This is a genomic window from Shinella yambaruensis (genome assembly GCF_050859155.1).
GTDB classification, from domain to species: Bacteria; Pseudomonadota; Alphaproteobacteria; order Rhizobiales; family Rhizobiaceae; genus Shinella; species Shinella yambaruensis.
On record NZ_CP150639.1, the window covers coordinates 680,192 to 705,397 of the forward strand.

Annotated in this window: 20 protein-coding genes; 16 read left to right on the forward strand and 4 right to left on the reverse strand. The window is 66.5% G+C overall.

Going from position 1 to position 25,206, the window contains the following annotated elements; translation table 11 throughout:
* Nucleotides 1-38 precede the first annotated feature (38 nt).
* Both WMC41_RS25565 and WMC41_RS25570 read right to left on the reverse strand, forming a co-directional pair.
* Nucleotides 39-1,847: a serine aminopeptidase domain-containing protein gene (locus WMC41_RS25565; protein WP_432348761.1), complete on the reverse strand. Its 1,809-nt coding sequence runs from the start codon at nt 1,845-1,847 to the stop codon at nt 39-41.
* Between the two features lie 203 nt (nt 1,848-2,050).
* Nucleotides 2,051-3,304, reverse strand: coding sequence for an oligosaccharide flippase family protein (locus tag WMC41_RS25570; protein ID WP_432348762.1), 1,254 nt, complete (start codon nt 3,302-3,304; stop codon nt 2,051-2,053).
* 177 nt (nt 3,305-3,481) lie between these two features.
* On the opposite strand from WMC41_RS25570, the gene WMC41_RS25575 reads away from it, so the two are divergent.
* From WMC41_RS25575 to WMC41_RS25625, 11 genes are all read left to right on the forward strand, one after another.
* Nucleotides 3,482-4,162: a polysaccharide deacetylase family protein gene (locus tag WMC41_RS25575; RefSeq protein ID WP_432348764.1), complete on the forward strand. Its 681-nt coding sequence runs from the start codon at nt 3,482-3,484 to the stop codon at nt 4,160-4,162.
* Nucleotides 4,163-4,368: 206 nt separating this feature from the next.
* Entirely contained in the window at nt 4,369-5,289 is a 921-nt protein-coding gene (locus WMC41_RS25580) for a glycosyltransferase (RefSeq protein ID WP_432348766.1), read from the forward strand.
* Entirely contained in the window at nt 5,289-6,497 is a 1,209-nt protein-coding gene (locus tag WMC41_RS25585; RefSeq protein ID WP_432348768.1) for a glycosyltransferase family 4 protein, read from the forward strand. The genes WMC41_RS25580 and WMC41_RS25585 overlap by 1 nt, the downstream gene beginning before the upstream one ends.
* Nucleotides 6,494-7,813: a hypothetical protein gene (locus WMC41_RS25590; protein ID WP_432348770.1), complete on the forward strand. Its 1,320-nt coding sequence runs from the start codon at nt 6,494-6,496 to the stop codon at nt 7,811-7,813. The genes WMC41_RS25585 and WMC41_RS25590 overlap by 4 nt, the downstream gene beginning before the upstream one ends.
* Nucleotides 7,814-7,901: 88 nt before the next feature.
* On the forward strand, nt 7,902-9,209 hold the full coding sequence (locus WMC41_RS25595; RefSeq protein ID WP_244766082.1) for a nucleotide sugar dehydrogenase: 1,308 nt from the start codon (nt 7,902-7,904) through the stop codon (nt 9,207-9,209).
* The gene (locus WMC41_RS25600) at nt 9,190-10,443 is read left to right on the forward strand and encodes a glycosyltransferase family 4 protein (protein ID WP_432348772.1); all 1,254 of its coding nucleotides are present in this window, start codon (nt 9,190-9,192) and stop codon (nt 10,441-10,443) included. The genes WMC41_RS25595 and WMC41_RS25600 overlap by 20 nt, the downstream gene beginning before the upstream one ends.
* On the forward strand, nt 10,440-12,401 hold the full coding sequence (locus WMC41_RS25605; protein WP_432348774.1) for a heparinase II/III domain-containing protein: 1,962 nt from the start codon (nt 10,440-10,442) through the stop codon (nt 12,399-12,401). The genes WMC41_RS25600 and WMC41_RS25605 overlap by 4 nt, the downstream gene beginning before the upstream one ends.
* On the forward strand, nt 12,398-13,660 hold the full coding sequence (locus WMC41_RS25610) for a glycoside hydrolase family 5 protein (protein ID WP_432348776.1): 1,263 nt from the start codon (nt 12,398-12,400) through the stop codon (nt 13,658-13,660). The genes WMC41_RS25605 and WMC41_RS25610 overlap by 4 nt, the downstream gene beginning before the upstream one ends.
* A gap of 81 nt (nt 13,661-13,741) precedes the next feature.
* A complete protein-coding gene (locus tag WMC41_RS25615) occupies nt 13,742-15,049 on the forward strand; it encodes an O-antigen ligase family protein (protein WP_432349344.1) in 1,308 nt (435 codons plus the stop codon).
* 94 nt (nt 15,050-15,143) lie between these two features.
* Nucleotides 15,144-16,646: a GumC family protein gene (locus tag WMC41_RS25620; protein WP_272808077.1), complete on the forward strand. Its 1,503-nt coding sequence runs from the start codon at nt 15,144-15,146 to the stop codon at nt 16,644-16,646.
* Nucleotides 16,647-16,792: 146 nt separating this feature from the next.
* Nucleotides 16,793-17,638 (forward strand): hypothetical protein, encoded by an 846-nt coding sequence (locus WMC41_RS25625; protein WP_244766088.1) that lies wholly within the window; start codon nt 16,793-16,795, stop codon nt 17,636-17,638.
* A 105-nt stretch (nt 17,639-17,743) separates the two neighbouring features.
* On the opposite strand, the gene WMC41_RS25630 is transcribed toward WMC41_RS25625, so the two are convergent.
* Nucleotides 17,744-18,586, reverse strand: a complete 843-nt coding sequence (locus WMC41_RS25630) for a MurR/RpiR family transcriptional regulator (RefSeq protein WP_244766089.1) — start codon at nt 18,584-18,586, stop codon at nt 17,744-17,746.
* A 159-nt stretch (nt 18,587-18,745) separates the two neighbouring features.
* Here WMC41_RS25630 and WMC41_RS25635 point away from each other — a divergent pair, with 159 nt between their 5' ends.
* A complete protein-coding gene (locus WMC41_RS25635) occupies nt 18,746-20,203 on the forward strand; it encodes an MFS transporter (RefSeq protein WP_432348779.1) in 1,458 nt (485 codons plus the stop codon).
* A 7-nt stretch (nt 20,204-20,210) separates the two neighbouring features.
* Nucleotides 20,211-20,894 (forward strand): aspartate/glutamate racemase family protein, encoded by a 684-nt coding sequence (locus tag WMC41_RS25640; RefSeq protein WP_432348781.1) that lies wholly within the window; start codon nt 20,211-20,213, stop codon nt 20,892-20,894.
* Nucleotides 20,895-20,947: 53 nt separating this feature from the next.
* On the opposite strand, the gene pncB is transcribed toward WMC41_RS25640, so the two are convergent.
* The gene (pncB, locus tag WMC41_RS25645) at nt 20,948-22,252 is read right to left on the reverse strand and encodes a nicotinate phosphoribosyltransferase (RefSeq protein ID WP_244766092.1); all 1,305 of its coding nucleotides are present in this window, start codon (nt 22,250-22,252) and stop codon (nt 20,948-20,950) included.
* Between the two features lie 609 nt (nt 22,253-22,861).
* Here pncB and WMC41_RS25650 point away from each other — a divergent pair.
* The 3 genes from WMC41_RS25650 to WMC41_RS25660 are packed head-to-tail and all read left to right on the forward strand — an operon-like array spanning nt 22,862 to nt 25,204.
* Nucleotides 22,862-23,116 (forward strand): acyl carrier protein, encoded by a 255-nt coding sequence (locus tag WMC41_RS25650; RefSeq protein ID WP_244766093.1) that lies wholly within the window; start codon nt 22,862-22,864, stop codon nt 23,114-23,116.
* Entirely contained in the window at nt 23,113-24,285 is a 1,173-nt protein-coding gene (locus tag WMC41_RS25655) for an acyl-CoA dehydrogenase family protein (protein WP_244766094.1), read from the forward strand. Before WMC41_RS25650 ends, WMC41_RS25655 begins: the two co-directional genes overlap by 4 nt.
* A gap of 4 nt (nt 24,286-24,289) precedes the next feature.
* Nucleotides 24,290-25,204 (forward strand): amino acid--[acyl-carrier-protein] ligase, encoded by a 915-nt coding sequence (locus WMC41_RS25660; RefSeq protein WP_244766095.1) that lies wholly within the window; start codon nt 24,290-24,292, stop codon nt 25,202-25,204.
* Nucleotides 25,205-25,206 lie beyond the last annotated feature (2 nt).

The window sequence follows — 25,206 nt, forward strand, 5'->3', positions numbered from 1 at the left end:
AGTTCGCATGCTGCCGGCCGGTCTTTCGATGCGACCGTTCAGCGGGTGCGCGAAAGCGATGCCGCCGCCTGTTCGACGATGTGGAAGAGCCGTTCCCTGCTCGCCCGCGGGGTCACGTTGTGGTCGGTATCCGGCAGGATATGGAGCTCGATATTGGGGTAGGCGGCCAGCCCCTCCGCCTGCCTGCCGAAATGGACATGGAAATTGTCGAGGCCCGGATCGTCGACGCTGTAGACGAGGCATGTCCGGCCCGGCCGCTGCGACAGGGCACGAAAGTCGCCGTGGACGGCCCGCTCGAGCCGCTCGGTTGCCAGAAGCGGGCCGAGCACCGGCGCGAGACGCTTGGACAGGCGCTGGGCGATGCGCTGGCCGATGTTGCGTGCGGCGGCGCGCAGGTCGATGTCGCCGGAGACGAGGCGACGGAACGTGTCGAGCTGGAGCGCCTTCTGGGAATAGTCGCCAAGGGCGCGGGGCGCGCTGGAGACGATCGCCTCGCTCGGCGGTTTCAACCAGCGGAACGCATAGGGATTGACGGAGATGCACGCGGCCCACCGCTCGTCCTGCGCCGCCGCGCGGAAGGCGACATAGGCCCCGCTGCAACGCCCGAAGAGAATGGCCGGGCCCGTCCTGCCGATGCCGTCGAGATATTGCCGCACCGATGCCATGTCGGCGATCTGCGGTTCATCGTAGAGAACCTGCGCGCGGCGGCCGGGCACGGGCGGGCTGTCGCCGACGCCGGCGCTGTCGAAGCGGAACGAGGCGACGCCCTTCCGGGCGAGATGGCGGGCGAGGTCGACGCCCGAGCGCGCCCAGCCGCCCTGGTGGTCGTAGCCGGTGGTCAGCAGCACGGCCGTCGTGCCCGTGTCGCCCTCCATGGGCTCGGTGAGCGTTCCGATGAGCCGTCCGCCGGGCCCGAAGCGCTGGGCCGTCTCGCGCACTGCGCCGACGGTGAGGACGGCCGGGCCGGCCGGAAGCCTCGGGGGATGGCGGGCGGGCGCCTCGAAGGCGGCAAGGCCTTTCAGCCAGTCCGGGAAGGCTTCGAGAAAGTCGGCCGGGATTTCCTGCCCGAGCGGATTGGAGACCAGCTTGTCATAGCCGCGGAAGGTGAAGTCCCGGATCGCCGCCTCGCCTTTCGCCAGCCGGTCGCGCAACTGGCGGTCCGCCGTGTTGTCGGGCCGCGCGGCGAAGAAGATCTGCCCGGCCGGGTTGTCGTCGAAGGCGTCGGCATTGAGCGTCGCGAGCGTGTCGACGATGCCCTGCGGCATCGTCAGCCCGGCGATCGTGCCGGGCGCGGTATCGCGCATATGCGGGGCGACGCCCACCCCCTCGTCGACGACGGCCGACCAGACGGAGAGCTCCCGCAGGTAACGCCGGCCGGCGACGACGGGTGCGAGCAGCGCGAGGCCGGCAAGGTTTTCCACATGGGGGCTTGCCTTGAGCGCGATCGCCGCGCCGAGGCCGAAGCCGAGCAGGACGACGTTGTCCGCGCCGGAGAAACGGCGTACGGCCTCGACCCCCGCACGGGCGGCCTCCACCCAGCAATCGACGTCGATGACGGCATCGGGGGCATCGAGCGCATTGGCGGTGCCGGGATAATCGAAGCGCAGGCTCGCGACGCCGGCTTCGGCCAGCACCTCGGCGGTGATGCGGAAGAAGCGCCGGGTGCACAATTCGTCAATTCCCCAGGGGCTGAGGAAGAGAACCGCGACATCGCGCGCCGGCGATGCGCCCGATGCAGGCTTGAAGAGCCCCGGAAGGCCTGAAAAGGCGACGGGGCAGGCGGCCTCACCGGCTTCGGATGTTCTTTCCGCGGCGGTGGCCGCGCCGTTGTTGGCGTTTGCCGACATTGCGTGTCTCGTCCCCAGTCCACCGCTGCGCAACGCCGCGTCGCGCCGAAGGCGACCCGCGGGACCGTGCCATCGCGGATGTCGGCTTGACCGGGCGCGCGGACATTCCGTCCCTCCGGCGCACGATTTAAAGATGCATCATCCATCCGTTGTGCCGGGCAAAGCTTAAGATCGGGTGTAATGACGGGCCTTACGGCGGTGCTCTAGACGGTCCTGTCCTTCGCCAGGAACATCCAGGTCGCGCCGACGAGGGAGACCTGTACGGCGAGACGGGCAAGCCCCGCGCCCAGCAGGCCGCCAAGCGAGGCGCCTGCCATGATCGCCGGCACCATGATGAGGGCCGTGAGGATGAGCAGGGTGATGCGCAGCTTCTGCTTGCCCACCGCCCGCAGGATATCGGCGCCGATGCCCGACAGGCCCATCAGCAGCGGATAAAGCGCCAGCAGTTGAATGATCTCCGGCGTGCCGTCGAAATCGTGGCCGATGAGATAGGGGATGTAGTCGGCCACGAAATAGAGGAAGATCGCGATCGGAATCGAGATCACCAGGGAAAACGGAACGAGACGCAGGCCGAAGCGCACGCTTTCGGTGGCACTGGCGGATGCGTTGCGGAAGTGGCGCGTATAGGTCGCGTAGAGCAGGGCGCGGATCGGCGCCGATGCCGCATCGACGATCTTGAAGCCCGCGGCATACTGGCCGGCAATGTCGGGGCCGAGCGTCTGGGCGACGGCCGGCTTGTCGATATCGGCGACGCTGCCGATCGCCACGAACTCCAGGCAATATTGCAGGCCGAGCGAGATGTCCGCGCGGATCACGCCCGGGGAGGGCAGGCCGCAGACGACGGCTACCAGCGCCATGGCCACCAGGGCGCCCAGCGCCGAGGCCGCAAGATACCACCAGGCCCAGTCGTCGAGCGTCAGGTCCTTCTGGTAGAGGATCGCCGCCACCAGGAAGAGCGCGCGCAGCACCGCAAGGCCGACATTGACGAGCAGTTGCAGCTTTGCCCGGTCGAAGGCCATGAACGCGCTGGCGCAGACGGCGACGATGCGGCCGAAGACGAGATGGGCCACGACGAAGGCGAGGAGCGAGGCGACGTGCACATGGTCGCCCACGAGATAATGGCCGATGACGGCGGCAAGGACGGCGATGATCGGCACCGTCAGGGCGGACATCGCGACGCTGTGGCCGAGGGAGCGCGAAAAGCTCGCCGGATCGACGGCGACGCGCTGGATCATCACATGGTCGCTGCCCAGCCCCACCAGCAGCACGCCGATGCCGTTGATGCTCGAAAGCGCGACGAAGACACCGTATTCGGATGAGCCGAGATAGCGGGACAGCAGCATGAAGTAGCCGAACTGGATGACCAGCTGCATGCCGAAGTTGAATGTGTAGACGATCGTGTTCCGGGCGAGAAGCGAACCGCGAACTTTGTCGGCAAGCGCCACGATCCGTTTCATCCAATCACCCTGCGCTCTGCCCCCGTGGCGCCCGGGCACGGCCCGGCAGCCGCCCGATCACGGCGCTACGTCTAGAACAATGGCGGATTGCGCGCAATGGCGGCAGGGCCGGTAAACCGTTTCTTGAGCTTTGCGGCGTAGATGGAGGACGCTCGCCCTGTTGCCGCCGGAGACGCCATGCTTGCGAACACGCTCTACCTCACCTTCCACGGCATCGGCGCGCCGATCGTGCCGCCCGCGGAAGGGGAGCTGCGCTATTTCGTGACGGAAGAGGTCTTCCGCCGAACGATCGCCGGCCTCGACGACCTGGAGGCGAAGACCGGGGTCGAGGCGCATGTCACCTTCGACGACGGCAATCTCTCCGACTACGACGTCGCGTTGCCGGTGCTGGCGGATCATGGCCGGAGCGGCATCTTCTTCGTTCTCGCCGGCCGGATCGGGCAGAAAGGCTATCTCTCCGCCGCCCAGATCCGCGATATCGCCGCGGCCGGCATGACGGTCGGCAGCCACGGCCACGACCACGTCGACTGGCGTTCCCTCGACGAGGCGGGATATCGCCGCGAACTGGTGGATGCCCGTAGGAAGATCGAGGATGTGCTCGGCACGCCGGTCGCCTATGCCTCGATCCCCTTCGGCGGGTTTGACCGCTCGGTCTTGCGGCGGCTGAAGGCGGAGCGCTACGACCGCGTCTTCACGAGCTCCACGGGCCTTGCCTATCGCGACGTCTGGTTCTGCCCGCGCCGGTCGCTGACCGAAACCTTCGATCCCCGGAGCGGACTCCTGCCGCTCGCGCGCCCCGGCGCGAAGGCCCGGGGCCTCGCCTATCGGATCGCGCGTCGGTTGCGCTATCGCTGGTAGCCGACCTCCTTCGCATTTGATCGTTTTCGTTTCGCGCACATTAACCAAGCAACTACGAAACCTGCACCGAAAGGGAACTGGACGGCCGAAATTAACGCCGTGTTAGACACGAACCGTCATCAGCTTGGGGAACGGCGTATGCGATTGTCGGTTGCGAAGGCGCCGGAAACCGCAGCCCCAACGGGCCGGCAGGAAGGATGGAGCGCTTGACCTTGATTTCGGTAGTCATGTGCACCTTTGACAGGGAGGTGATGGCGCGGCGGACGATCGCATCCGTCTACGCCCAGCGCCTTGCCGACGGGCACGCCTTCGAGATGATCGTCGTCGACAACACGCCGGACGCGAACGCGCGAGCCTGGGTGGAGAGCCTGTCGGGCCTCGAACCGCCGTTGCGCTACGTGCACGAGGCACGAAGCGGCATTTCCCATGCGCGAAACGCCGGGGTGGCCGCGGCAAGAGGCCAGTTCATCGCCTTCATCGACGACGACGAGACCGCCGAGCCCGACTGGCTGGCGAACCTCCACCGCGCGCTGCTCGCCCATGAGGCCGACATGGGCACCGGGCCCGTCCTGCCGGTCTTCGAGAACAAGCCGGCGCTCGGCTGGGACCCCACGCCCTTCTTCTTTGGAAAGCGCGAGGCCATGGCGACCGGCGGGACGCTGCAGGCCGCACGCACGGGCAATATCATGCTCCGCGTCGCCACCTGCTTCGACGGCACCCCGCCCTTCGACCCGCGCCTCGGCCGGTCCGGCGGCGAGGACACGGAATTCACCCATGGCCTCTACCGCAAGGGGCGCAAGATCATCTGGGTGGCGGATGCGACCGTGCACGAGTTCTGGCCGCAGTCGAAGGCGTCGCTGCCGGCGTTCCTGCGCCGCAAGCTTGTCACCGCGCGCAACACGACCCATGTGAGGATCGCCTGGGCGCCGCGGCCGGTGTCGACCTTCCTCGCGGTTGCGGTGAAGGCGCTCGCCCAGCTCGTCGTCTTCTCGCCGCTCGCGGCGGCGAGCTATCCGTTCAGCCGCCAGTTCTATGCACGCAACGCCATGCAGGTCATGTCGGCGCTGGGCAAGCTGACGTTTTGGCAGAGGGCCGGCTATTACGGCGGCAGCGGAGGGGGGACGTGATGCTGCAGAAACCCGCAAAACCCTATCGCGTGGCGATCTTCCACCAGGGCTGCGTTCCCGTCTACCGGCGGGGCTTCTACGTGCGGCTGGCCGAGACCTCCCGCAACCAGTATGTCGTCTTCCACGGCAAGCCGCCGTCCAATACCTCGCTGCAAGTGGCCAAGCCGCCGTTTCCCTTCGCCAATGTCGAAGTCGGCACCGTGGAGCTGCGGCTGAAAAAGGCGCTGCTGATCTGGCAGGCGGCGGTCTCGCGCTATGTGAAGGGTCGGTTCGACGGCGTCGTCATCGGCCACGAGTTCAAGTTCCTGTCGAGCTTTGCCATCCTTGCGCTTGCCAAGCTGCGCAGGCGGCCGGTCTTCTGGTGGGGCTTCGGCTATCGCAAGGCCTACGGCTCGTGGGAGGAGGGCGGCGCGCGGCCTCCGCTCAAGGACCGGATCGCCCGCTGGGCCGCCGACCGGCTCGCGCGGCTTGGCGACGGCTATCTCGCCTATACCGAGAAGGGGCGTGAACATCTCCTGTCGATCGGCGTGCCCGCCGACCGGATCCAGGTCGTGCGCAACACGATCGACGTCGAGGAGCAGATCGTGCTCGCCGACAGGGCCGCAGCGTTCGACGATGCCGGGATCCGCGCCGAGTTCGGCCTGCGGCCGGGTTCCGACGTGCTGCTCTATGTCGGCCGTCTCGTGCCGCGCAAGGAGGTGGACAGCCTAGTGCGTTTCGCCGTCGCCTCTCCCGAAGTGGACGGGCGGCCGGTGGACGTGCTGGTGATCGGCGACGGCGAGGAGCGCGCCAGGCTCGAGGCGCTTGCCGGCGGGGCGCGCAACATCCGCTTCGCCGGGGCGATCGACCCGTCCGACCTGCGCATCGCCAAGGCCATGAAGCTCTGCCGCGCGGTCGTCATCCCCGGTTATCTCGGCCTCGCCATCAACCACGCCTTCGCCCATGGCCGCCCCATCATCACGCGCAAGCACGACTTCCACAGCCCCGAGATCGAATATCTGACGGAGGGGGAGGACAGCCTGCTGATCGCCGGCGACGAGGCCGATTTCCACAAGGGGCTCGCGGCTTTCCTTGCCGCGCCGGAGGAACAGCAGCGCCTTGCGGCAAACGCCGCCGCCCGGCGCGAAACCCTGAGGATGGACTACATGGTCAAGGCCTATGACGATTTCATAAGCCGTGTCGTGGCGAACGCGGACAACGGCCGATGACGAACGCGATCGCCCGGCTCAGGATGGCGTCCCTCGGGGATGCGCTGGTGCGCCGCTTCCCGCCGCTCTATCACGCCTATCGGCGGGAGCTTGCCGCTTTCGACGACAGCGATATCGACGGCCGCAGGGCGCTCCAGCAGCGCCTCGTGGAGCGGACCCTCGCGGCCGCCTCCGGCCTGCCCGGTTATGCGGCCTGGCGGGGCAAATCCCTTGATGCCCATCCCCTCCTGACGAAGGAGATGCTGCGCTCGGGTCCCGACCGCTACCGCTCCTCGTCCGGTTTCCTGACCACGGCGGCGGCGACCAGCGGTTCGTCCGGCATTCCGCTCGCCATCAAGCGCAGTTTCGCCTCCGTCGTGTTCGAGCAGGCCGCGATCGACCATGTGGTTGCGCTCGCCGGCGGCGACTTCCGGCGCGACAGGATCGCCGTGCTGCGCGGCGAGGCCATCAAGGACCCGTCCGACCGGACGCCGCCCTACTGGCGCGTGGAGCGCGGCGGGCGGATCATGAACTTCTCCGTCGCCCATCTGAACACCGCCACGGCGGAAACCTTCTTTGCCGCGCTGAAGGAATTTTCGCCGGGCGTCATCTGGGCCTATCCCTCGGCGCTCGACATGCTCGCGGCCTGCATGGAACGCCGCGGCTGGCGGCTCGACGTGCCGGTCGTGCTGACCTCTTCCGAGGTGCTGACGGACGAGCTTCGCGCGCGGGCGGAACGGCTCTTCGGCGCCTGCGTCGCCGATTATTACGGCCAGGCCGAGCGGGTCTGCTTCGCCTATGCGTTGAAGGCGTCGGCCTACCGGTTCATGCCGGCCTATGGCCGCGTGGAGCTGCAGCCGGAGGGCGAGGGCGGCGGACGCTTTCGCATCGTCGCGACCAATCTGCGCAACGAGGCGCAGCCGCTGCTGCGCTACGACACCGGGGACATCGCGCTCGCTGCGGACGCCGCCGACGCGCAGGGCGCCGAAGAGGTGGCGCTCGGCATCCGGCCCTTCGCCCGCATCGAGGGGCGCGAAAGCGACTATCTGATCGCCCCCGACGGCAGCCGGCTGATCGGCATGAACCATATTCCGCGCTCCATCGACGGCCTCGTGCAGATGCAGCTGCGCCAGACCGACCCGGACCGCGTGCTGGTGCTCGCCGTTGCCGAGGGGCCTGCGGACGAGACGCTGAAGGCGGCAATCGCCGCGAAGTTCGCGCCGCGCCTGCCCGGGACGATGCGGGTGGAAATCCGCTTCTGCGAGGCTATCGCGCGGGAGAAAAGCGGGAAAATGCCGCTCGTGGTGCGTGAAGCCGGCCTTCACGCGCCGGGATAGGGTATCCGAAAGGTTTTGCCGCTAGGACGCAGGTCCGGCAGCGGCGTTCGTCATCACGCCGGCAAACGGCACCATTGCAGAGGTTCGCATGAAGATTTCGCTATTTGGCCTTGGTTATGTCGGAGCCGTGACGGCAGCCTGCCTTTCGCGGGACGGACATGATGTCATCGGCGTCGACAACCAGCAGCTCAAGGTCGATATCATCAACAGCGGCAACTCGCCCGTCGTCGAGGAGGGCGTCGGCGAACTGATCCGCGCCGGCATCGAGAACGGCCGGCTGCGTGCGACCACCGATGTCGACGAGGCGGTGCGCGCCACGGACATGTCGCTGATCTGCGTCGGCACGCCGAGCCGCAAGAACGGCTCGCTCGACACCGATATCGTCGTGCGCGTCTGCCAGGAGATCGGTGCCGCCGTTGCGCGCAAGAAGCGCCCGCACACGGTCGTCATCCGCTCCACGGTCCTGCCGGGCACGATGCGCAACCTCATCATCCCGACCCTGCGCCAGCATGCCGGCGAGGATGCCGCGCTCTCCATCGGCAACAACCCGGAATTCCTGCGCGAGGCCAGCGCGGTCTTCGACTACGACAACCCGCCGAAGATCGTCGCCGGCGGCGAGACCGAAGCCGTGGCGGCGACGATCGCCTCGATCTACGACGGCATCGAGGCGCCCCGCTTCCTGACCTCCGTCGACGTGGCCGAGCTGGTCAAATATGCCGACAATGCCTGGCACGCCGTCAAGGTGGCCTTCGGCAACGAGATCGGCAATATCGGCAAGGCCGTCGGCGTCGACAGCCACGAGGTCATGAAGATCTTCTGCAAGGACGAGAAGCTCAACATCTCGCCGCGCTACCTGATGCCGGGCTTCGCCTTCGGCGGGTCGTGCCTGCCGAAGGACGTTAGGGCGCTCTCCTACAAGGGCCGCGAGCTGGACCTGGAGCTGCCGCTGCTCAACAGCCTGCTGCGCTCGAACGACGAACAGGTCACCCGCGCCTTCAACGAGATCATGGCCCATGGCCGGCGCAAGATCTCCATCTTCGGCATCAGCTTCAAATCCGGCACGGACGACCTGCGCGAAAGCCCGCTGGTGACGCTGGTGGAGCGCCTGCTCGGCAAGGGGATGGATATCCTCATCTATGACCGCTTCGTCAATTTCGCCCGGCTCTACGGCGCCAACCGCGATCACATCCTGAACGTCATCCCGCATATCTCGTCGATCCTCGTCGATGATTTCGACCGGGTCGCGGCGCACGGCGACGTGCTGATCGTCGGCAACGCCGATCCGGAATTCGAGAGCCTTCCTGCACGAATGCGCCCCGACCAGCGGCTCTACGACCTCGTGCGACTGAAGAATGTGAACGAGCTGGAGGACCGCTATGAAGGTGTTAACTGGTAAGGAGGTCGAGGCCGCGGTCGACCGGCCGTTCGATCGGCGCGTGCTGATCATCGTGGAAAACCTGCCCGTGCCCTTCGACCGCCGCGTCTGGTCGGAGGCGACGACGCTCCGCGCCGCCGGCTACGCGGTCTCGGTCATCTGCCCCACCGGCAAGGGTTTCGAAGCGCTTTACGAGGAGCGGGAGGGCGTGCACATCTATCGCCACCCGCTGCCGATCGACGCGCGTGGCGCGCTCGGCTACCTGCGGGAATATTCCTCCGCGCTTTTCCATGAAGCGCGACTGGCCTTCAAGATCCGCCGCCGGCACGGGTTCCATGTGATCCACGGCTGCAACCCGCCGGACCTGATCTTCCTCATCGCCTGGCTCTTCCGGCCGTTCGGCGTGAAGTTCCTGTTCGACCATCACGACATCTGCCCGGAACTCTTCGAGGCGAAGTTCGGCAAGCGCGGCTTCCTGCACCGCGTGACGCGCTTTTTCGAACGGCTGACCTTCCGCTCGGCCACGGTCTCCATCGCCACCAACGAATCCTACCGTGAGATCGCCATGCGGCGGGGCGGGATGGCAGCGGACGACGTGTTCGTGGTGCGCTCGGGGCCGAAGATGGAAAAGCTCCAGATCCGTCCGCCGAAAGAGGAACTGAAGAAGGGCTTTACCTTTCTCGTCGGCTATGTCGGGGTCATCGGGCAGCAGGAGGGCATGGATCTGCTCGTCGAGGCCGTCGACCACATCGTCAACACGCTGCACCGCACGGACATCCATTTCGGCATCGTCGGCGGCGGTCCGGAGCTGCCGACGATCATTGAGGCCGTGGAGAAGCGCGGCCTGTCGCGCTATTTCACCTTCACGGGCCGCGCGCCCGACGACATCATGCTCGACATGCTGAACACCGCGGACGTCTGCATCAACCCCGACCGCGTCACGCCGATGAACGACCTTTCCACCATGAACAAGATCCTCGAATACATGGCGCTGAAAAAGCCCATCGTGCAGTTCGAGACGCGGGAAGGGCGGGTGTCGGCTGGCGAATCCTCGCTCTATGCGAAGCCCGACGACGTGCGGGACTTCGGTGAAAGGATCGTGGCGCTGCTCGACGATCCCGAACGGCGCGAGGCCATGGGCGAACTCGGGCGCAAGCGCATCCTCACCTCCTTCTCCTGGGAGCATTCGGCGCCGGTGCTGCTCGCCGCCTACGAGCGCCTGTTCGAGAAGATCGGCGCGAAGGCCGGGCGATGACGGCCGGCCGCCTTTCGAGCCGCCTTGCCTGGTATGCCCGGCGCCTGTCCGCCATGTCCACGGCGGAAGTGGCGCACCGGGTCGGCGAGCTGGCGAGGAAACGGTCCGCCCGGCTGGCGCAACCGGGCTGGGCGCGCTTCGATGTGGGGGACGGACCGCTTCCCGTCTTTCCCGTCGCCATCGATCCCGCCTTGGCCGATGCTGACCTGCTTGCGCGCTGGGACCGTGTCGCGGAGCTGGCGATGGCCCGGCGGCACCATTTCCTCGGGCGGGAATGGCCGCCGGCAGGCGAAGCCTCGCTCTGGCATTTCGATCCGTGCTCGCGCCGGGAATGGCCGAGGGACCGCTATTGCTTCGACATCAACTACCGGCATAGCGATGTCTATGGCGATGTGAAATATGTCTGGGAAATCAACCGGCTGCAATATCTGCAGCCGATCGCGGCACTTGCCGCGCGCACGGGGCGGGCGGAGCTCGGCGCGTTCGTGTCGGATGAGATCGCGGGCTGGATCGCCGACAATCCGCCCTTCCACGGCATCAACTGGCCGTCCGGCATCGAACTGGCCCTGCGCGCCATCAGCGTGCTTGTCGCGACGCGGCTGGTCGGTGACGACGCCTTCTCCCCGGCCGCCCGCCGTTCCATCCGCGCCTTCCTCGCCGCGACCGGCACCTGGCTCCGGCGCTATCCGTCCCGGTTCTCCTCGGCAAACAACCATCTGATCGCGGAGGCCGTCGGCCTCTATGTCATCGCCACGGCCTGCCCCGACCTGCCGGCGGCGAAGAGCTGGCGCGCCTATGCCCGCCGCGTGCTGGCGGAGGAGGCCGACCGCCAGTTCCATGCCGACGGCATCGGCGCCGAGCAATCGCCGACCTACACCGCCTTCACGCTGGAGCTCTACCTGACGGCCGCGCGCGTGGGGCAGGCCGCGGACGACCCGCTGCCGCAGGCCGTGCTGCAAAAGCTCGCCGCCGTCGGCGAGGCGCTCACCTGGTTCATGGACGAAAACGGCGCGGTGCCGCGCATCGGCGACGACGACGAGGGCCGCGTGATCGTCAGCGATCCCGAGGCGGACCGGCACTATGTCGCCTCCGTCGTCTCGGCGGCGGCGGCGGTCTGCGATCGGCCGGACATCGCCCCGCCGGCCGCGCCGCCACATCTGCGCGATCTCGTCTTCGGTCGCCGCCTGGCGCCGGTGAAGGGCGTGGGCGTGCGCACCTTCCCGGAGGGCGGCTACACGGTGCTGCGCGACCGGGTGCACGGGCGGCAGCTGGTTCTTGCCATGGATCACGGGCCGCTCGGCTTCCTGTCGATCGCCGCGCACGGCCATGCCGATACGCTGGCCGTCTGGCTCGACTACGGCGGCAAGGCGCTGCTTGCGGATGCCGGAACCTATCTCTATCACGCCGGCGGCGCCTGGCGCGATGCCTTCCGGGGCACGCCCCTGCACAACACGCTGTCGATCGGCGGCGAAAGCTCCAGCCTGGTCTCGGGCGCCTTCAACTGGAAGACCAAGGCGCAGGCCCGCGGGCTTGCGGTCGACGAGCGCCTCGATGCCTTTTCCTGCGCCGCCGCCCATGACGGCTACCGCGCGCGCTTCGGCGTCGCGCATGCCCGCCTGCTGCGGCGCCTCTCCGCCGACACGTTCCATATCGAGGACCGGCTCGACGGTGCGGCGGCGCCGACCGAGACCGTCGCGATTTCCTTCCTGTCGGGGGAGGGCGTTGACATCCGGGCGACCGACCGGCCCGGCACCTTCGACTTCGTGGCCGACGGCCTGCCGCTGATGCGGCTTGCCGGGCCGCAAGGCTGGGCGGCCACGCTGGAGAGCGGACGGGAGGCCGGGCGGCTCGGCTGGCGTTCGCCGTACTTCGGCGTGAAGGTGCCCTCCGCCCAACTGGTGTTCCGCGGTTCGGCGCCGCCCGGCGGAACGATGCGCACGGAAATGAGGCTGCTGTGAAACGTCTTTGCTCTCTCGCCCTGCTGGCCGTCCTGCTTTTCGGCGCGGCAACCGCGACGCTGGCGGCGGATGCGCCGGCCTTTCGGCGGGGGATCAATCTCGCCCGGCTGCACAGCCTGCCGATGGAGGATCCTGAGGTTCCCGGCGCGTTCCTCTGGCCGCCCTTCCAGGGGCCGCTTGCCCGGATCGACGATGCGGAGCTCCATCGCCTGCGGGCCGTCGGTTTCGATTTCGTCCGCCTGCCGGTGGCGCCCGCTCCTTTCCTTGCCGTGACGGAAGCCGAACGGCGCCTGCTCATCGACGCACTCTACGACACGGTGCGGCGGTTGCAGGCCGCCGGTTTCGGCGTCCTCGTCGATGCGCATCCCAATCATTTCGATCCGAACTGGTCGGCACCGAGGATTCTTGCGGATGCCGACGGCGCGGCGTTCCACGCCTATGGCGAATGGCTGAAGCAACTCGCCCGCTATCTGCGCGACCTGCCGGCGGACAAGACGGCACTCGGGCTGATGAACGAGCCCCAGGAGGACTGCCGGCTGACGAGCGCCAACGAATGGACGCGGATGCAGCCGCTGCTCTATGCGGCCGTTCGCGAGATCGCGCCGGACCTCGCGCTGGTCCTGACGACGGGATGCTGGTCCTCGCCCGACGCGCTGCCCCATCTGGAGATGGAGCCGTATGACGCCAATACGCTGGTCGACGTGCACTATTATCGACCCTATCCCTTCACGCACCAGGGCCTTCCCTTCGCCAATGCGCCGCTGCGCCACATGTCCGGTCTCGCCTATCCCGGCGTCGGCGCCGAAAAGGCCGTTGCGCTTGCCCGCACGAAACAGCTCATCGCGGCGCGCCAGCGCGCCGGCGTCGATGTGCCGGGCGACACGCTCAAGCAGGCGAGGGGTGTGATCGCGAACTATTATGACGATCCGCCGCTGGTGGACGACGCCTATGTCCAGGGCCATTTTGCCGCCATGCGGCAATGGGTCGACGCGCAGAAGATCGCGCCGTCGCGGCTGATCATCGGCGAATTCGGGGTCGCCCGCGAGCCGGAGGGGCTGCCGGAAATCCCGGGCCGTATCCTCTGGCTGGAGCATGTCCGCAAGGCCGCCGAAGCGAACGGCTTCGGCTGGGCCCTTTGGGACTACAACGCGGGCGACGGCTATCCCGGTTTCGGGTTGGTTTTTGACAATGAATCACGCAAGATCGATCCGGATGTGATACAGGCGCTCGGCCTCGACCGAAGCGGACTGCACAACTAGAGCCATTCCGGCAAAAGCGCGTTCGGCACTTTCGCGTCCGGGTGGCACGCTCCGCAACGCGCGAGGATCAGGTTGAGCGAAGTGGTGGAAAACGGGATAGCCGTCACGCGCGAGCGGTCGCGTTCCGATGGCCTGCTCGGCTGGGTCCCGGCGATCGCGGTCGGCTATGCAACGATCCTCATGCCCCTTTTCGTGTTCCGCACGGCGCCCGCCGTCGATGACCCGGCGACGGCTGCGGCGTCGAGCTCCAACCTCCTGAACCAGGTCTTCTGGCTCCTCCTTCTCGGCTCGATCGCGGTCGCCTTCCGTCACCGGCTCGCGCGGCTGGAGGAGGCCCTGAAGCAGCCGCTCGTGGTGATCGTCGGCCTCTATATGGTGCTCGCCTTCGCCAGCATCCTCTGGTCGCCGGTGCCATCCATCGCGTTCCGCCGGGCCACGCTGCAGTTCATCGTGGTCGCCGCCCTCGTGCTCCCGGCCTTCCTCGTGGAGGATCGCAGGGCCCAGATCGACCGCCTCATGGCGGTCTTCTTCGTTACCATCGCCCTCAATCTCGTCGCCGTGCTGCTGCTGCCGGCGGGCAGGCTCGGCCATCAGGGCATCTACACGCACAAGAACGAACTCGGCCTCATCGTCGCCTACGGGTTCATCTTTTGCCTTTATGGCATGATGCGGCTCGGCGGCCTCGGCCGGTTCGTCGCGGCCGGCCTGGCGGCGGCCGCCGTGCTGGAACTCGTCGTCAGCAAGTCCAAGACCTCGCTCGGCCTTGCGCTCCTCATCCCGCTCCTTGCCCTCGCGGTGGTGGCGGCCAGCCGGTTCCTGCGCATCAACGCGCTGTTTCCGCTTTTCTTCGGCCTGCTCGCCTGCCTCTTCGTCGGCCTGTTCGTCACCAACCTGGTGGATTTCAGCTTCGCCGATCTCTCCATGCTGCTCTTTGACGACACGACCTTCACCGGACGCACCATCATCTGGGATTTCCTCGGCGACGTGATCAGCCGCAGGCCGGTGCTCGGGCAGGGCTACGGCTCGTTCTGGGATATCGGCCCGGGATCGATCGTGCTGACCGAAGCCCCGGGTTTCGTCGCCGTCCTGTTGCAAGGGCACAACGGCTATGTCGATGTCACGGTGGAGCTCGGCCTGGCGGGGCTGCTGGTGCTGGTCGCCTTCCTTGCCTGCGTTCTCTACAATGTCTGCCGTGCGCCCAACGACCGGCGCTCCGGTATCGCGGAAGCCTGGCTCTTCATGTCGATCGTGATCGTCACCCTGTGCCACAACCTCCTGGAGAGCAGCTGGTTTCGCGGCTATTCGGTGGTGTGGATGCTCTTTCTGCTCGTGGGCGCCTGGGCGCAGGCCGGCCGCCGGGGCGAGGGGAACCGCCGGTCCGGATTTTGAAGCTTCGTTAACCATAATGAATTAAGTCAGGAAGGAATTCGCGCGTGCGCCGCCGGAACGGCGTGGTGCGGCATAACCTCAACCGAGCGGGTCGATGACGAACGCCTCCATTGAAAACCGAGACGGCGACGGGATGATCGACCCCTGGGCGATTGCCCGCAAGCTGTATCAGCGCCTGCCCGTCATCGCGCTCGTCGCGATCCTCGCCGTGGGGCTGACGGCCGCCTATGTCTTCACCGTCCCGCCGATCTACACGGCCTGGACGCGGATCGTCGTGGATCCGAGCAGCCGCAAGCCTTTCGAGGACGCCAACGCGCCTTCGCTGGTCGGAAGCGAGGCGCTCGGCCTCGATACCCAGCTCCTGATCGTCTCGTCCGCCGCGGTGCTGGAGCCCGTGGTGACCGAGTACAAGCTCGTCGAGGATCCCGAATTCGCGAAGGAGGCGGCTGCGGACACGCCCGAGCGGCGCGTGGGCAAGGTCACGGAGGCGCTCGCAAAAGCCATGACCGTCTCGCGCGAGGGCGCGACCTACATCATCTCGATCGGGGTCAAGTCGCAAAGCGCGCAGAAATCCGCCGACCTCTCGCAGGCCGTGGCGAAATCCTACCTGCGCGAACAGCAGCAGTTCCAGTTGAACTCCTCCCGGCAGCTTGCGGAGCAGATCGACAGCCGCCTGATCGGCCTGCGCGAGCGCGTGCGGGAGGCGGAGGAAAAGGTGCAGCAGTTTCGCGCCGAGAAGCGGCTGCAAAGCGCGGTGGACGGAACCCTGCTCGTCGGCCAGGAACTCGGCGGCCTGAACACGCAGCTCGTCGAGGCCCGCAGCGCGCTTGCCAGCGCCACGGCGGCCAATGAGGAGATCCAGCGCTACTTCAAGCGGGAGGTGGCACCGACCGCCCTCGGCGAAGTGGTCAACTCTCCGCGTGTCACGCAGCTGCTCGAGGAATATTCCCGCGCCGTGCGCAGCGAGGCGTCGCTTGCCGCGGCGCTGTTGCCGCAACATCCCTCGCTGCTGCGGGCCAAGGCCGAGGTGGCCCGTATCTCGTCGCTGGTCCGCAGCGAGATCCAGGCGATCGGCGAGGGCAAGAAGGTGGAGCTGGACGTCGCCCGCCAGCGCGTCGCCAATCTCGAGCGCCAGATGGAAACGCTGCGGACATCCTCCAACGTCAGCGATCAGGACCTGATCGTCCTGCGGGAGCTGGAGACGGAGGCGAAATCCACCCGTGCGGTCTATGAGAACGTGCTGGGCCGGGCGAAGGAGGTGGCCAATCTGGAGCAGATCACCATGCCTGTCGCCCGTATCATCAGTCAGGCGCAGCCGCCCGAATATCCGTCCTGGCCGCGAAAGAAGATCCTGCTCGCTCTGGCCGGATTCGTCGGCTGTGCGCTGGGCGTCCTGCTGGTCGTGGTCGCCGAAGTCTGGCGCCAGCTTCGCGTCCGGTATTCGGCGCCCGCCCCGGTAGTCGACAGCGAGGTTCCTGCCAGCGAAAGCGCGGCGGCAGACGATCTCAAGCCTGCGGACGTGTTCCAGGCGGTCCCGAGACGGCGCATCGTCTATTCCGGTTCTCCAAAGGTATCGACCGGCCATCCCAAGCGTTAGCCCGGGCCCTCCAGCCGGCTTGCCCTATTCGCGTTCACATTGTCGTCATCAGCCGGATAAACCCTGGCTGTGCTGGCTGGGTTTACGCTTTCAGAAGGTATCGCCTCTAGAACCGTCTTGTATGGAACCGGTTGCCAATACAGGACATGTTGAAGCTTCGCGCCATAGATGAGGGCCGGCTGGAGGCCGCCGCGAAACTTCTGGTGAAGGGGTTTCCTTCCCGTTCGCTCGCCTTCTGGCAGCACGGGCTGCGCAGGCTGGCCGCCCACAACAGGACCATGGGCCAGCCCTCGGTCGGCACCTTCCTGATGGCGGAGGAAAGGCCCGTCGGCATTCTGCTGACCATCCCCCGGCACGATACGCTGACGGGGCGCCGGATCGTCAATCTCTCGAGCTGGTATGTGGAGGAAAGTCACCGCTGGTCCGCCGTGCGCCTGATCGTCGCGGCGCTCGCGGACAAGCAGGCGATCTATACGGACCTGACGCCGACCGACGTGGCCGCCGATGTCAACGCTCGCCTCGGCTTTCGCTCGTTCGATATCAAGGTTCTTCTCCTTGCCCTGCCGTGGACTGCCATCGTCGGCCGGAAGCGCGACAGGCTCGTCCCGTTCGAGGCGGTGCCGCCCGGCGCCATCGCCGAGGCGTTGATGCCGGATATGCGCAAGCACCGCGATCTCGGCTGCATCGTGACGACGATCGAGGCGGGCGGACGCTATCATCCGGTGGTCCTCGACGTGACCGTGCGCAAGCGCGTTCCCCTCGCGCGCGTCGTCTTTGCCGAAAGCATGGACCTCGTCGCCAACAACCTGGCCGCGCTTGCGCGCCTGCTGGTTCTGCGCGGCGTGCCCTTGCTGGCGCTGCAGGTGGAAAAGGACAGGCACATCCCGCACGCCTGGGTCTGGAAGCGTGGCCTGTGTTACCAGGTCAAGGGCGAATGGGACGAGCGGGTCATCAACGAGCTCTATTCCGAACGCGTGCTGCTGAAGGTCTGAAGCGCGTTACGATCTTCCAGCTTCGCTTCCCGCGCGTCGGCTCTTTGTTTTTCGCAGGCTGCTATCGCAAAACCGCTGCACTTTTGCGCGGCGCGCTCCAGCCGCCTATAGCTCTTCCAGCGTATCGCCGAAGCGCTCGATGCCGCGCAGGCGCGTGCGGCCGGCAGCGCCGGCGCGTTCGATGGCGCGCGTCGTGATCAGGTGGCAGACCGCCATGACCGAGACGTGGTTGAACAGCGGCCCGGGCGCCAGCGTCTGACATCGGAAGTGCCAGGTGGCGCTCGCCCGGTGGGTGACGCCTTCGTCCGTCAGGTAGAGCAGCTTCGCGCCGCTCTTCTCGATCGCCGACAGGATCGTCTCCATCTGCGCCACGCGGCGGCGCAGGCCGAAGACGATCGCCACGTCCCGGTCGGTCACGCTGACGAGATGTTCGCCGAGCGTCTGGCCCGCGCCGGGAATGGCGACGATGTTCTCCACCACCTGCGTCATCTGCCATTGCAGGTATTCGGCAAAGGCGTGGCTGCTGCGAAAGCCCAGCACCCAGGTCTTGCGTGCGCCAAGGATCGCATCGGCGATCGCATCCACCTGCGCGTCGGTGATCGTGGAAAACGTGCCTTCGAGATTGGCGATGCCCTGCGCGACATGGGCGCCGACGGATTGGGCGCCGGCGGCATCCGAGGAGGTGGACAGGAACAGGCGCGAGCCGGTCTCCCGCTCGTCGCGCGCATGGCGGCGGGCCTCCTCGTAGCTCTCATAGCCGAGGCGGCGGACGAAACGCGTCACGGTTGCATTGGAGACCTGCGCGAGCTTGGCCAGTTCCGAGGCGGAATAGCTGGCGAGCTCGCCGGGGAAATCGCAGACGAATTCGCCGAGCCGTCGTTCGGCCGGGTGCAGGCCATCGAGCGCGTCACGCACGCGAAACAGGAACGAACGATCCGTAGAGCCCATCTGAGCCATTCCTTTCACTTCGAAATCAAGCTTGTAACGCACTTGCCGGACTTCGCAAGAATGCCGTGCGGGATGCTGAGCGAGGTTTCTTGAAAAACAGATTTCATCTGTGTATTATAAGAAAATTGATTTTCATGCTGATGCCAAGAGGAGGAGACTATGGCAGCAGAAGGTATGGTGCAGTCCGGCACGTCATCGCCGGCCATCCGGCAACTGGAGGGCGCGCTCACCCGCATCGGGGTGACGCGCGCGCACAAGCAGATCATCGCGCTGGTGCTGATCGGCTGCCTGTTCGACAGTTTCGAACAGAACACGATCGGCGTGTCCGGCCCGCTCCTGAGGGAGCATTGGGGCCTGACGGGTACGGATATCGGCCTCCTGAACACGATCACGTTCGGCAGTGCGGCCATCGGCCGGCTGCTTTCGGGCATCCTCGGCGACCGCTACGGCCGCCGTGTCATGCTGACCGTCAACCTGCTGCTGTTCTCGCTGGGTTCGGCGGCCTGCGCGCTGGCGCCGGACTTCATGTTCCTGTGCATTGCCCGCGCCATTGTCGGCTTCGGCGTCGGCGGCGAGATTTCCACCGCCGTCACCATGCTGTCGGAATTCTGCTCGCCGAAGTTCCGCGGAACGGCGGCCGGGCTCGTCAATGTTGGCGCGGGCGGTTTCGGCAACTTCCTTGCCCCCGTCTACGGCCTGATGATCTTCAGCATCTTCCCGGGTGAGGACAGCTGGCGCTGGCTCTTCGCCTCGCTGGCGCTGCCGGCGCTGCTGGTCGTCTTCTATCGTCGCTACGTGCCGGAAACGCCGCGTTTCCTTGCCGCGCAGGGCCGGATCGACGAGGCGAACAAGGTGCTCTCGGTGCTGGAATCCGGCTCGCTCCGGCCGAAGAACCCCGTGGTGCGCGAATATCTCTCAAAGGAGAACGAACAGGATGTGCCCCGCGCCAAGGGCGCCTGGAAAGAGCTGTTCCGCGCGCCGTTCCTCGGCCGCATCGTGCCGGTGTCCATCGCCATCCTGATGAGCTACGGCGCGCAACTTTCCGTCCTGACGCTGATGCCGGTCATCTTCGTCTCGATGGGCTACACGCTGCAGGGCAGCCTGCTCTACAGCATGATCATCCAGAGCGGCAGCGTGCTCGGCGCCATCGCGGCCTCGATGTTCGGCTACTACTTCCCGCGCAAGCGCGTCCTGACCGTCGGTGCCATCTGCGCCTGCCTTGCCGCGCTCGCCATCATGCATCTCGGCACCACCATCCATCTGGTGCTGTTCTTCGGCGCGCTCTTCCAGTTCTTCGTGCTTCTCTTGAACACGTCGATCTGGATCTATGCGCCGGAACTCTTCCCGACCCGCATCCGCGCCTTCGGTGTCGCCTTCATCCTGGCGACGGGTTCGGCCGCCGGGTCCTTCGTGCCGACCATTTCGGGCGCCCTGTTCGACAGCTACGGCATGGGCGGCGTGTTCGGCCTTGCCGCGGCCATGTACGCCATCTTCGCCATCTGCATCCGCCTCGGGCCGGAAACCTACGGCATGTCGATGGAAGACATCACGCAGCGGGCGGACGCCGCCACGGCAAGCGACAACCTCGTCGCAGAGCCCGCCAAAGCAGGAGCTTGAAGAGAGCATGACCCCGCGTATCCTGTTGATCAATCCCAACAGCTCCGAGGCCACAAGCGAGATGATGCACGCCATCGCGCTGGCCTCCGCGGCGGGGCGGCTGGTGGTGAAGACCGTCACCGCGCGCCGCGCCCCGGGCATGATCGTCACTCCCGGGCAACTGGCCGCCTCCGCCGCCGAAGTGGTGGAGCTCGGCACCGCGCACGGGCGGGATTGCGCGGGGATCATCGTCAGCGCCTTCGGTGATCCCGGCCTTGCCGAGCTTCGCCGCAAGGTCGCCGTCCCCGTGGTCGGCATCTGCGAGGCCTCGATGATCGAGGCCTCGCAGGGCGGCCGCGCCTTTTCCGTCGCCACTTCGACGCCCGACCTGGTCGAGGCCATCGACCAGCGGGCGCACGATCTCGGCCTCGCCCATCTCTACCGGGGCATCCGCTGCACCGAGGGCGACCCCGTCGCCCTTGCCGCCGATCCGGCGCTTCTCAGCGAGGCGCTGGCCGGGGCGGTACAGGCATGCATCGAGGAGGACGGCGCCGAAGCCGTCATCATCGGCGGCGGCCCGCTCGGCCAGGCGGCCGAAAAGCTCCGCCCGCGCTTCGACCAGCCCGTGCTCGGGCCGATCCCCTCGGCGGTGGAACGCATCATCGGCCTCATCAGCAAGGCCGGCGACGCGCCGCAGGCGATGGAAAGCTGAATCCATTCCAGCAAAATTGCACAGCGGTTTTGCGTCCGGAATTGCGTTGAACCCTAGACCTCGACCGGCCGGGCATGCTCGGCCTTCGTACCGAAAACCCGGCGATACCGCTCGATTTCGGCGGGATCGCCGGTTGCTTTCAGGGGATTGTCCGAAAGCTTGACCGCCGGCCGGCCATTGGCGCTCGTCACCTTGCAGACGAGCGAGATCGGGTCGAGCCCCGTCCCGCCATCCGGATCGCAGCCGCGGAAATCGTTGGTGAGGTTGGTACCCCAGCCGAAGCTCATGCGCACGCGGCCGTGGAAGTGCCGGTACGTTTCCTCGATCGTGTCGACATCCATGCCGTCGGAGAAGATCAGCAGCTTTTCCCGCGGATCGCGGCCCTTGTCCTGCCACCAGCGGATGATCTGCTCGCCGCCGGCGATCGGCGGGGCGCTGTCCGGGCGGAAACCGGTCCAGTCCGCCACCCAGTCCGGCGCCTCGGCGAGGAAGGCGGTGGTGCCGAAGGCGTCGGGCAGGGCGATCAGGAGATTGCCGTTATAATGCTGCCGCCATTCCTCCAGCACCTGGTAGGGCGCGGCGGCGAGCGCCGCATCGCCCTCGGCCAGCGCGGCGGCCACCATCGGCAGCTCGTGCGCGTTGGTGCCGATCGCCTCGAGATCGGCATCCATGGCGAGCAGCACGTTGGAGGTGCCGATGAAGCGCTCGCCGAGCCCTTCCTTCAGCGCTTCCACGCACCAGCGCTGCCAGAGGAAACCATGCCGGCGGCGTGTGCCGAAATCGGAGATGACGAGATCCGGCAGGTGCCGCAGCCGCTCCACCTTCTCCCACAGGCGGGCCTTGGCGCGGGCATAGAGCACGTCGAGCGCAAAAAGCCCCTTGTCGCGCATTGCCGCGCGCGATTTCAGCTCGTTGATGATGACGAGCGCCGGGATCTCCCACATGGTGGTATGCGTCCACGGTCCCTCGAAATGCAGCTCATACTGCCCGTCCACCTTGCGCAGATCGTAGTCGGGCAGGCGGAAGGCGGCGAGCCAGGCGATGAAATCCGGCCCGAACATGCGCGCCTTGCCGTAAAAACTGTTGCCTGCCAGCCAGATCAGTTCCTTCTTGGTGAAACGCAGGCTGCGGGCATGGTCGAGTTGCGCCCGCAGTTCCTCCTCGTCGATGATCTCGGCGAGTCGCACGGTCTTCGTCCGGTTGATCAGCGAGAAGGTTGCCTCGACATCCGGATGCAGGTGGCGGATCATCTGCAGCATCAGCAGCTTGTAGAAATCCGTGTCGAGCAGGCTGCGCACGATGGGATCGAGCCGGAAATTGTGGTCGTAGGTGCGGGTCGCGAAATCGGTGACGGCCATCCGGCTCCTCCTGAACGATGCTGGACACGGGTATAGCCCACCCGCGACCTCCTCGGAAAGCGCCTGTCGTTTGGCGGGCCGAACCTGATGGTGTCGCTGCCGATGTGCGGGGAGGGGATCACACCCCGCCTGCAACGCATGATTGGTGGCAGGGGCATCTTGTGCTTGGTGCTTGATAGGGCGGTCCAAAACGTGATTGCGCGATGTCGGGCGGAGGACGCGTTGCCGAAGACGTTTGGCATCATCGCATCCGCACGATCCTGCCGGCAACGCCCGGCGTCGGGCTGTGCTTCCGGCATGTTTTCGGTTCCTTAGGCATTCTTGGCTGCACGTTCTGCGTTTATGGTTAGCGGAGCTTTTACGGCGCCCGGACGCACCATTTCGAAACACCCGGATCTGTCCGCAATGCCTTGAGAAACCGGGCTTACTCTCGCCTTGTTCATGAAGCGCCGCAATGGCACGTCCCGTCTCGATCCATGCATCTCGCCGGCTTCACGAAATCTTATCCATGTCCTTTCAGTCGATCTTATCAACCGTCGGTTATGCCTCTTCGGAACGATAAGCCAAGAGCCCGCTGTCCGGCCGGCATTGAAAACGACGGAGAAGACCATGAAGCAGAAGATTCGTGATATCCTGACGAAACACGGCGGCCTGCCGACGCCGGTCGACCAGCTCGCGGATGATGCCGATCTCTACGCGGCCGGTCTCTCCTCCTTCGCCTCCGTGCAGGTGATGCTCGGCATCGAGGATGCCTTCGACGTCGAATTCCCCGACAATCTGCTGAACCGCAAGTCCTTCCAGAGCATCGACGCGATCACGCGGGCGGTGGCCGGCCTTGTCGGCAATGCGGAGGCGGCCGAATGACCGTCACCGTCGGGAAGGGGCTCGCGGAGCGCGCCGAGCGCGTCTCCGCCGTGGCCGCAGCGCATGCCGACGACGTGGACGCCAAGGGCCGCTTCCCGCGGGAGGCCGTCGAGGCGATGATCGCCGAACGGCTGCTCTCCATCCAGGTGCCCGTCGCGCTCGGCGGCGAGGATGCTTCGATCTCGGAGATCGCCGAGGTCTGTTCGGTGCTCGGCCAGGCCTGCTCGGCCGCCGCCATGGTCTTCGCCATGCACCACATCAAGCTGTCGAGCCTCGTCTCGCACGGCGCCGGCGATGCCTGGCACAGCGCCTTCATGCGCCGCATTTGCGACGAGCAGCTTCTCCTTGCCTCCGCGACGACCGAGGGCGGCATCGGCGGGAACCTGCGCAACAGCATCTGCGCCATCGAGATCGACGGCGACACCTGCCGCCTCACCAAGGACGCGACCGTCATCTCCTATGGCGCGCATGCAGACGCGATCCTCATCACCTCGCGTGCCCATGCGGACGCCGCCTCGACCGACCAGGTCATGACCGTCTTCACCAGGGACCAGTACACGCTGGAGCAGACCCATGTATGGGACACACTCGGCATGCGCGGCACCTGCTCGGACGGCTGGCTCTTCAAGGGGGAGGCGCCGAAGGCGCAGATCCTGCCCAAGCCGTTCGCCGAGATCGCCGCGCAGTCGATGCTCGCAACCTCGCACCTTCTCTGGAGCGCCGTCTGGTACGGCATCGCCGTCAACGCCGTCGCCCGCGCGCAGGCCTTCGTCCGCGCCGCCGCCCGCAAGAGCCCCGGCGTGACGCCGCCCGGCGCGCTGCGTCTTGCGGAGGCCTCCAACCTTCTCCAGCTCGTGAAATCCAACACGATCGCCGGCCTCAAGGAATACGAAGCCGCCAAGGCGGATCCGGACCGGCTCTCCTCCATGGGCTTCGCCGTCGCGATGAACAATGTGAAGATCGCCTCCTCCGAGACGATCCTCGCGATCATCAACCAGGCCATGCTGATCTGCGGCATCATGGGCTACAAGAACGGCACGCCCTTCAGCCTCGGCCGGCACCTGCGCGACGCGCATTCCGCCCAGCTGATGATCTCCAACGACCGCATCCTCGGCAACACGTCGAACCTCCTGCTTGTGCACAAGCAGGACACCAGCCTGATCGGGTGACACCATGGATATGCAGACTTCTCTTCTCGACCGGCTCTTCGATTCGGGCCTGCTCATCGATACCGGCGTCGAAGGCCTCTATGGCCGCAGCGGGGCCTTCGAGGACGTCATCGCCCGCTTCGAGCGGCTGATCGACGCCTATGGCGGCGCCGACGGCGCGGAAGCGATGCGCTTTCCGCCGGGCATGAACCGTGCGCATTTCGAGACCTCCGGCTACATGAAGAGCTTTCCGCAGCTCGCCGGCACCGTGCACAGCTTCTGCGGCGGCGAACTCGACCATATGAGCCTCCTGCAATGCATGGAGGTCGGCGGCGACTGGACGAAGGACCAGAAGGCGACCGACATCGTGCTGACGCCGGCCGCGTGCTATCCGCTCTATCCGACGATCGCCAAGCGCGGCCGCCTGCCGGCCAAGGGCGGGCTCTACGATCTCCAGTCCTACTGCTTCCGCCATGAGCCCTCGAACGACCCGGCCCGTCAGCAGCTCTTCCGCATGCGCGAATATGTCTGCATGGGCACGCAGGAACATGTGACGACCTTCCGCCAGACCTGGATGGACCGTGGCCTCGAAATGATGGAAAAGGTCGGCCTCGATGTCACGATCGACGTGGCCAACGACCCGTTCTTCGGCCGCGCCGGCCGCATGCTCGCCAACAACCAGCGCGACCAGAACCTCAAGTTCGAGCTGCTCATTCCGGTGACCTCGGCCGCCAAGCCGACCGCCTGCATGAGCTTCAACTACCATCAGGACGCCTTCGGCGCGAAATGGGGTCTCAATCTCGAGAACGGCGACGTCGCGCACACCGCCTGCGTCGGCTTCGGCCTGGAGCGCATCGCGCTCGCCCTCTTCGCCCGCCACGGCCTCGACATCGCCGCCTGGCCGGAAGCCGTCCGCAAGACGCTCGGATATCGGGACTGAGC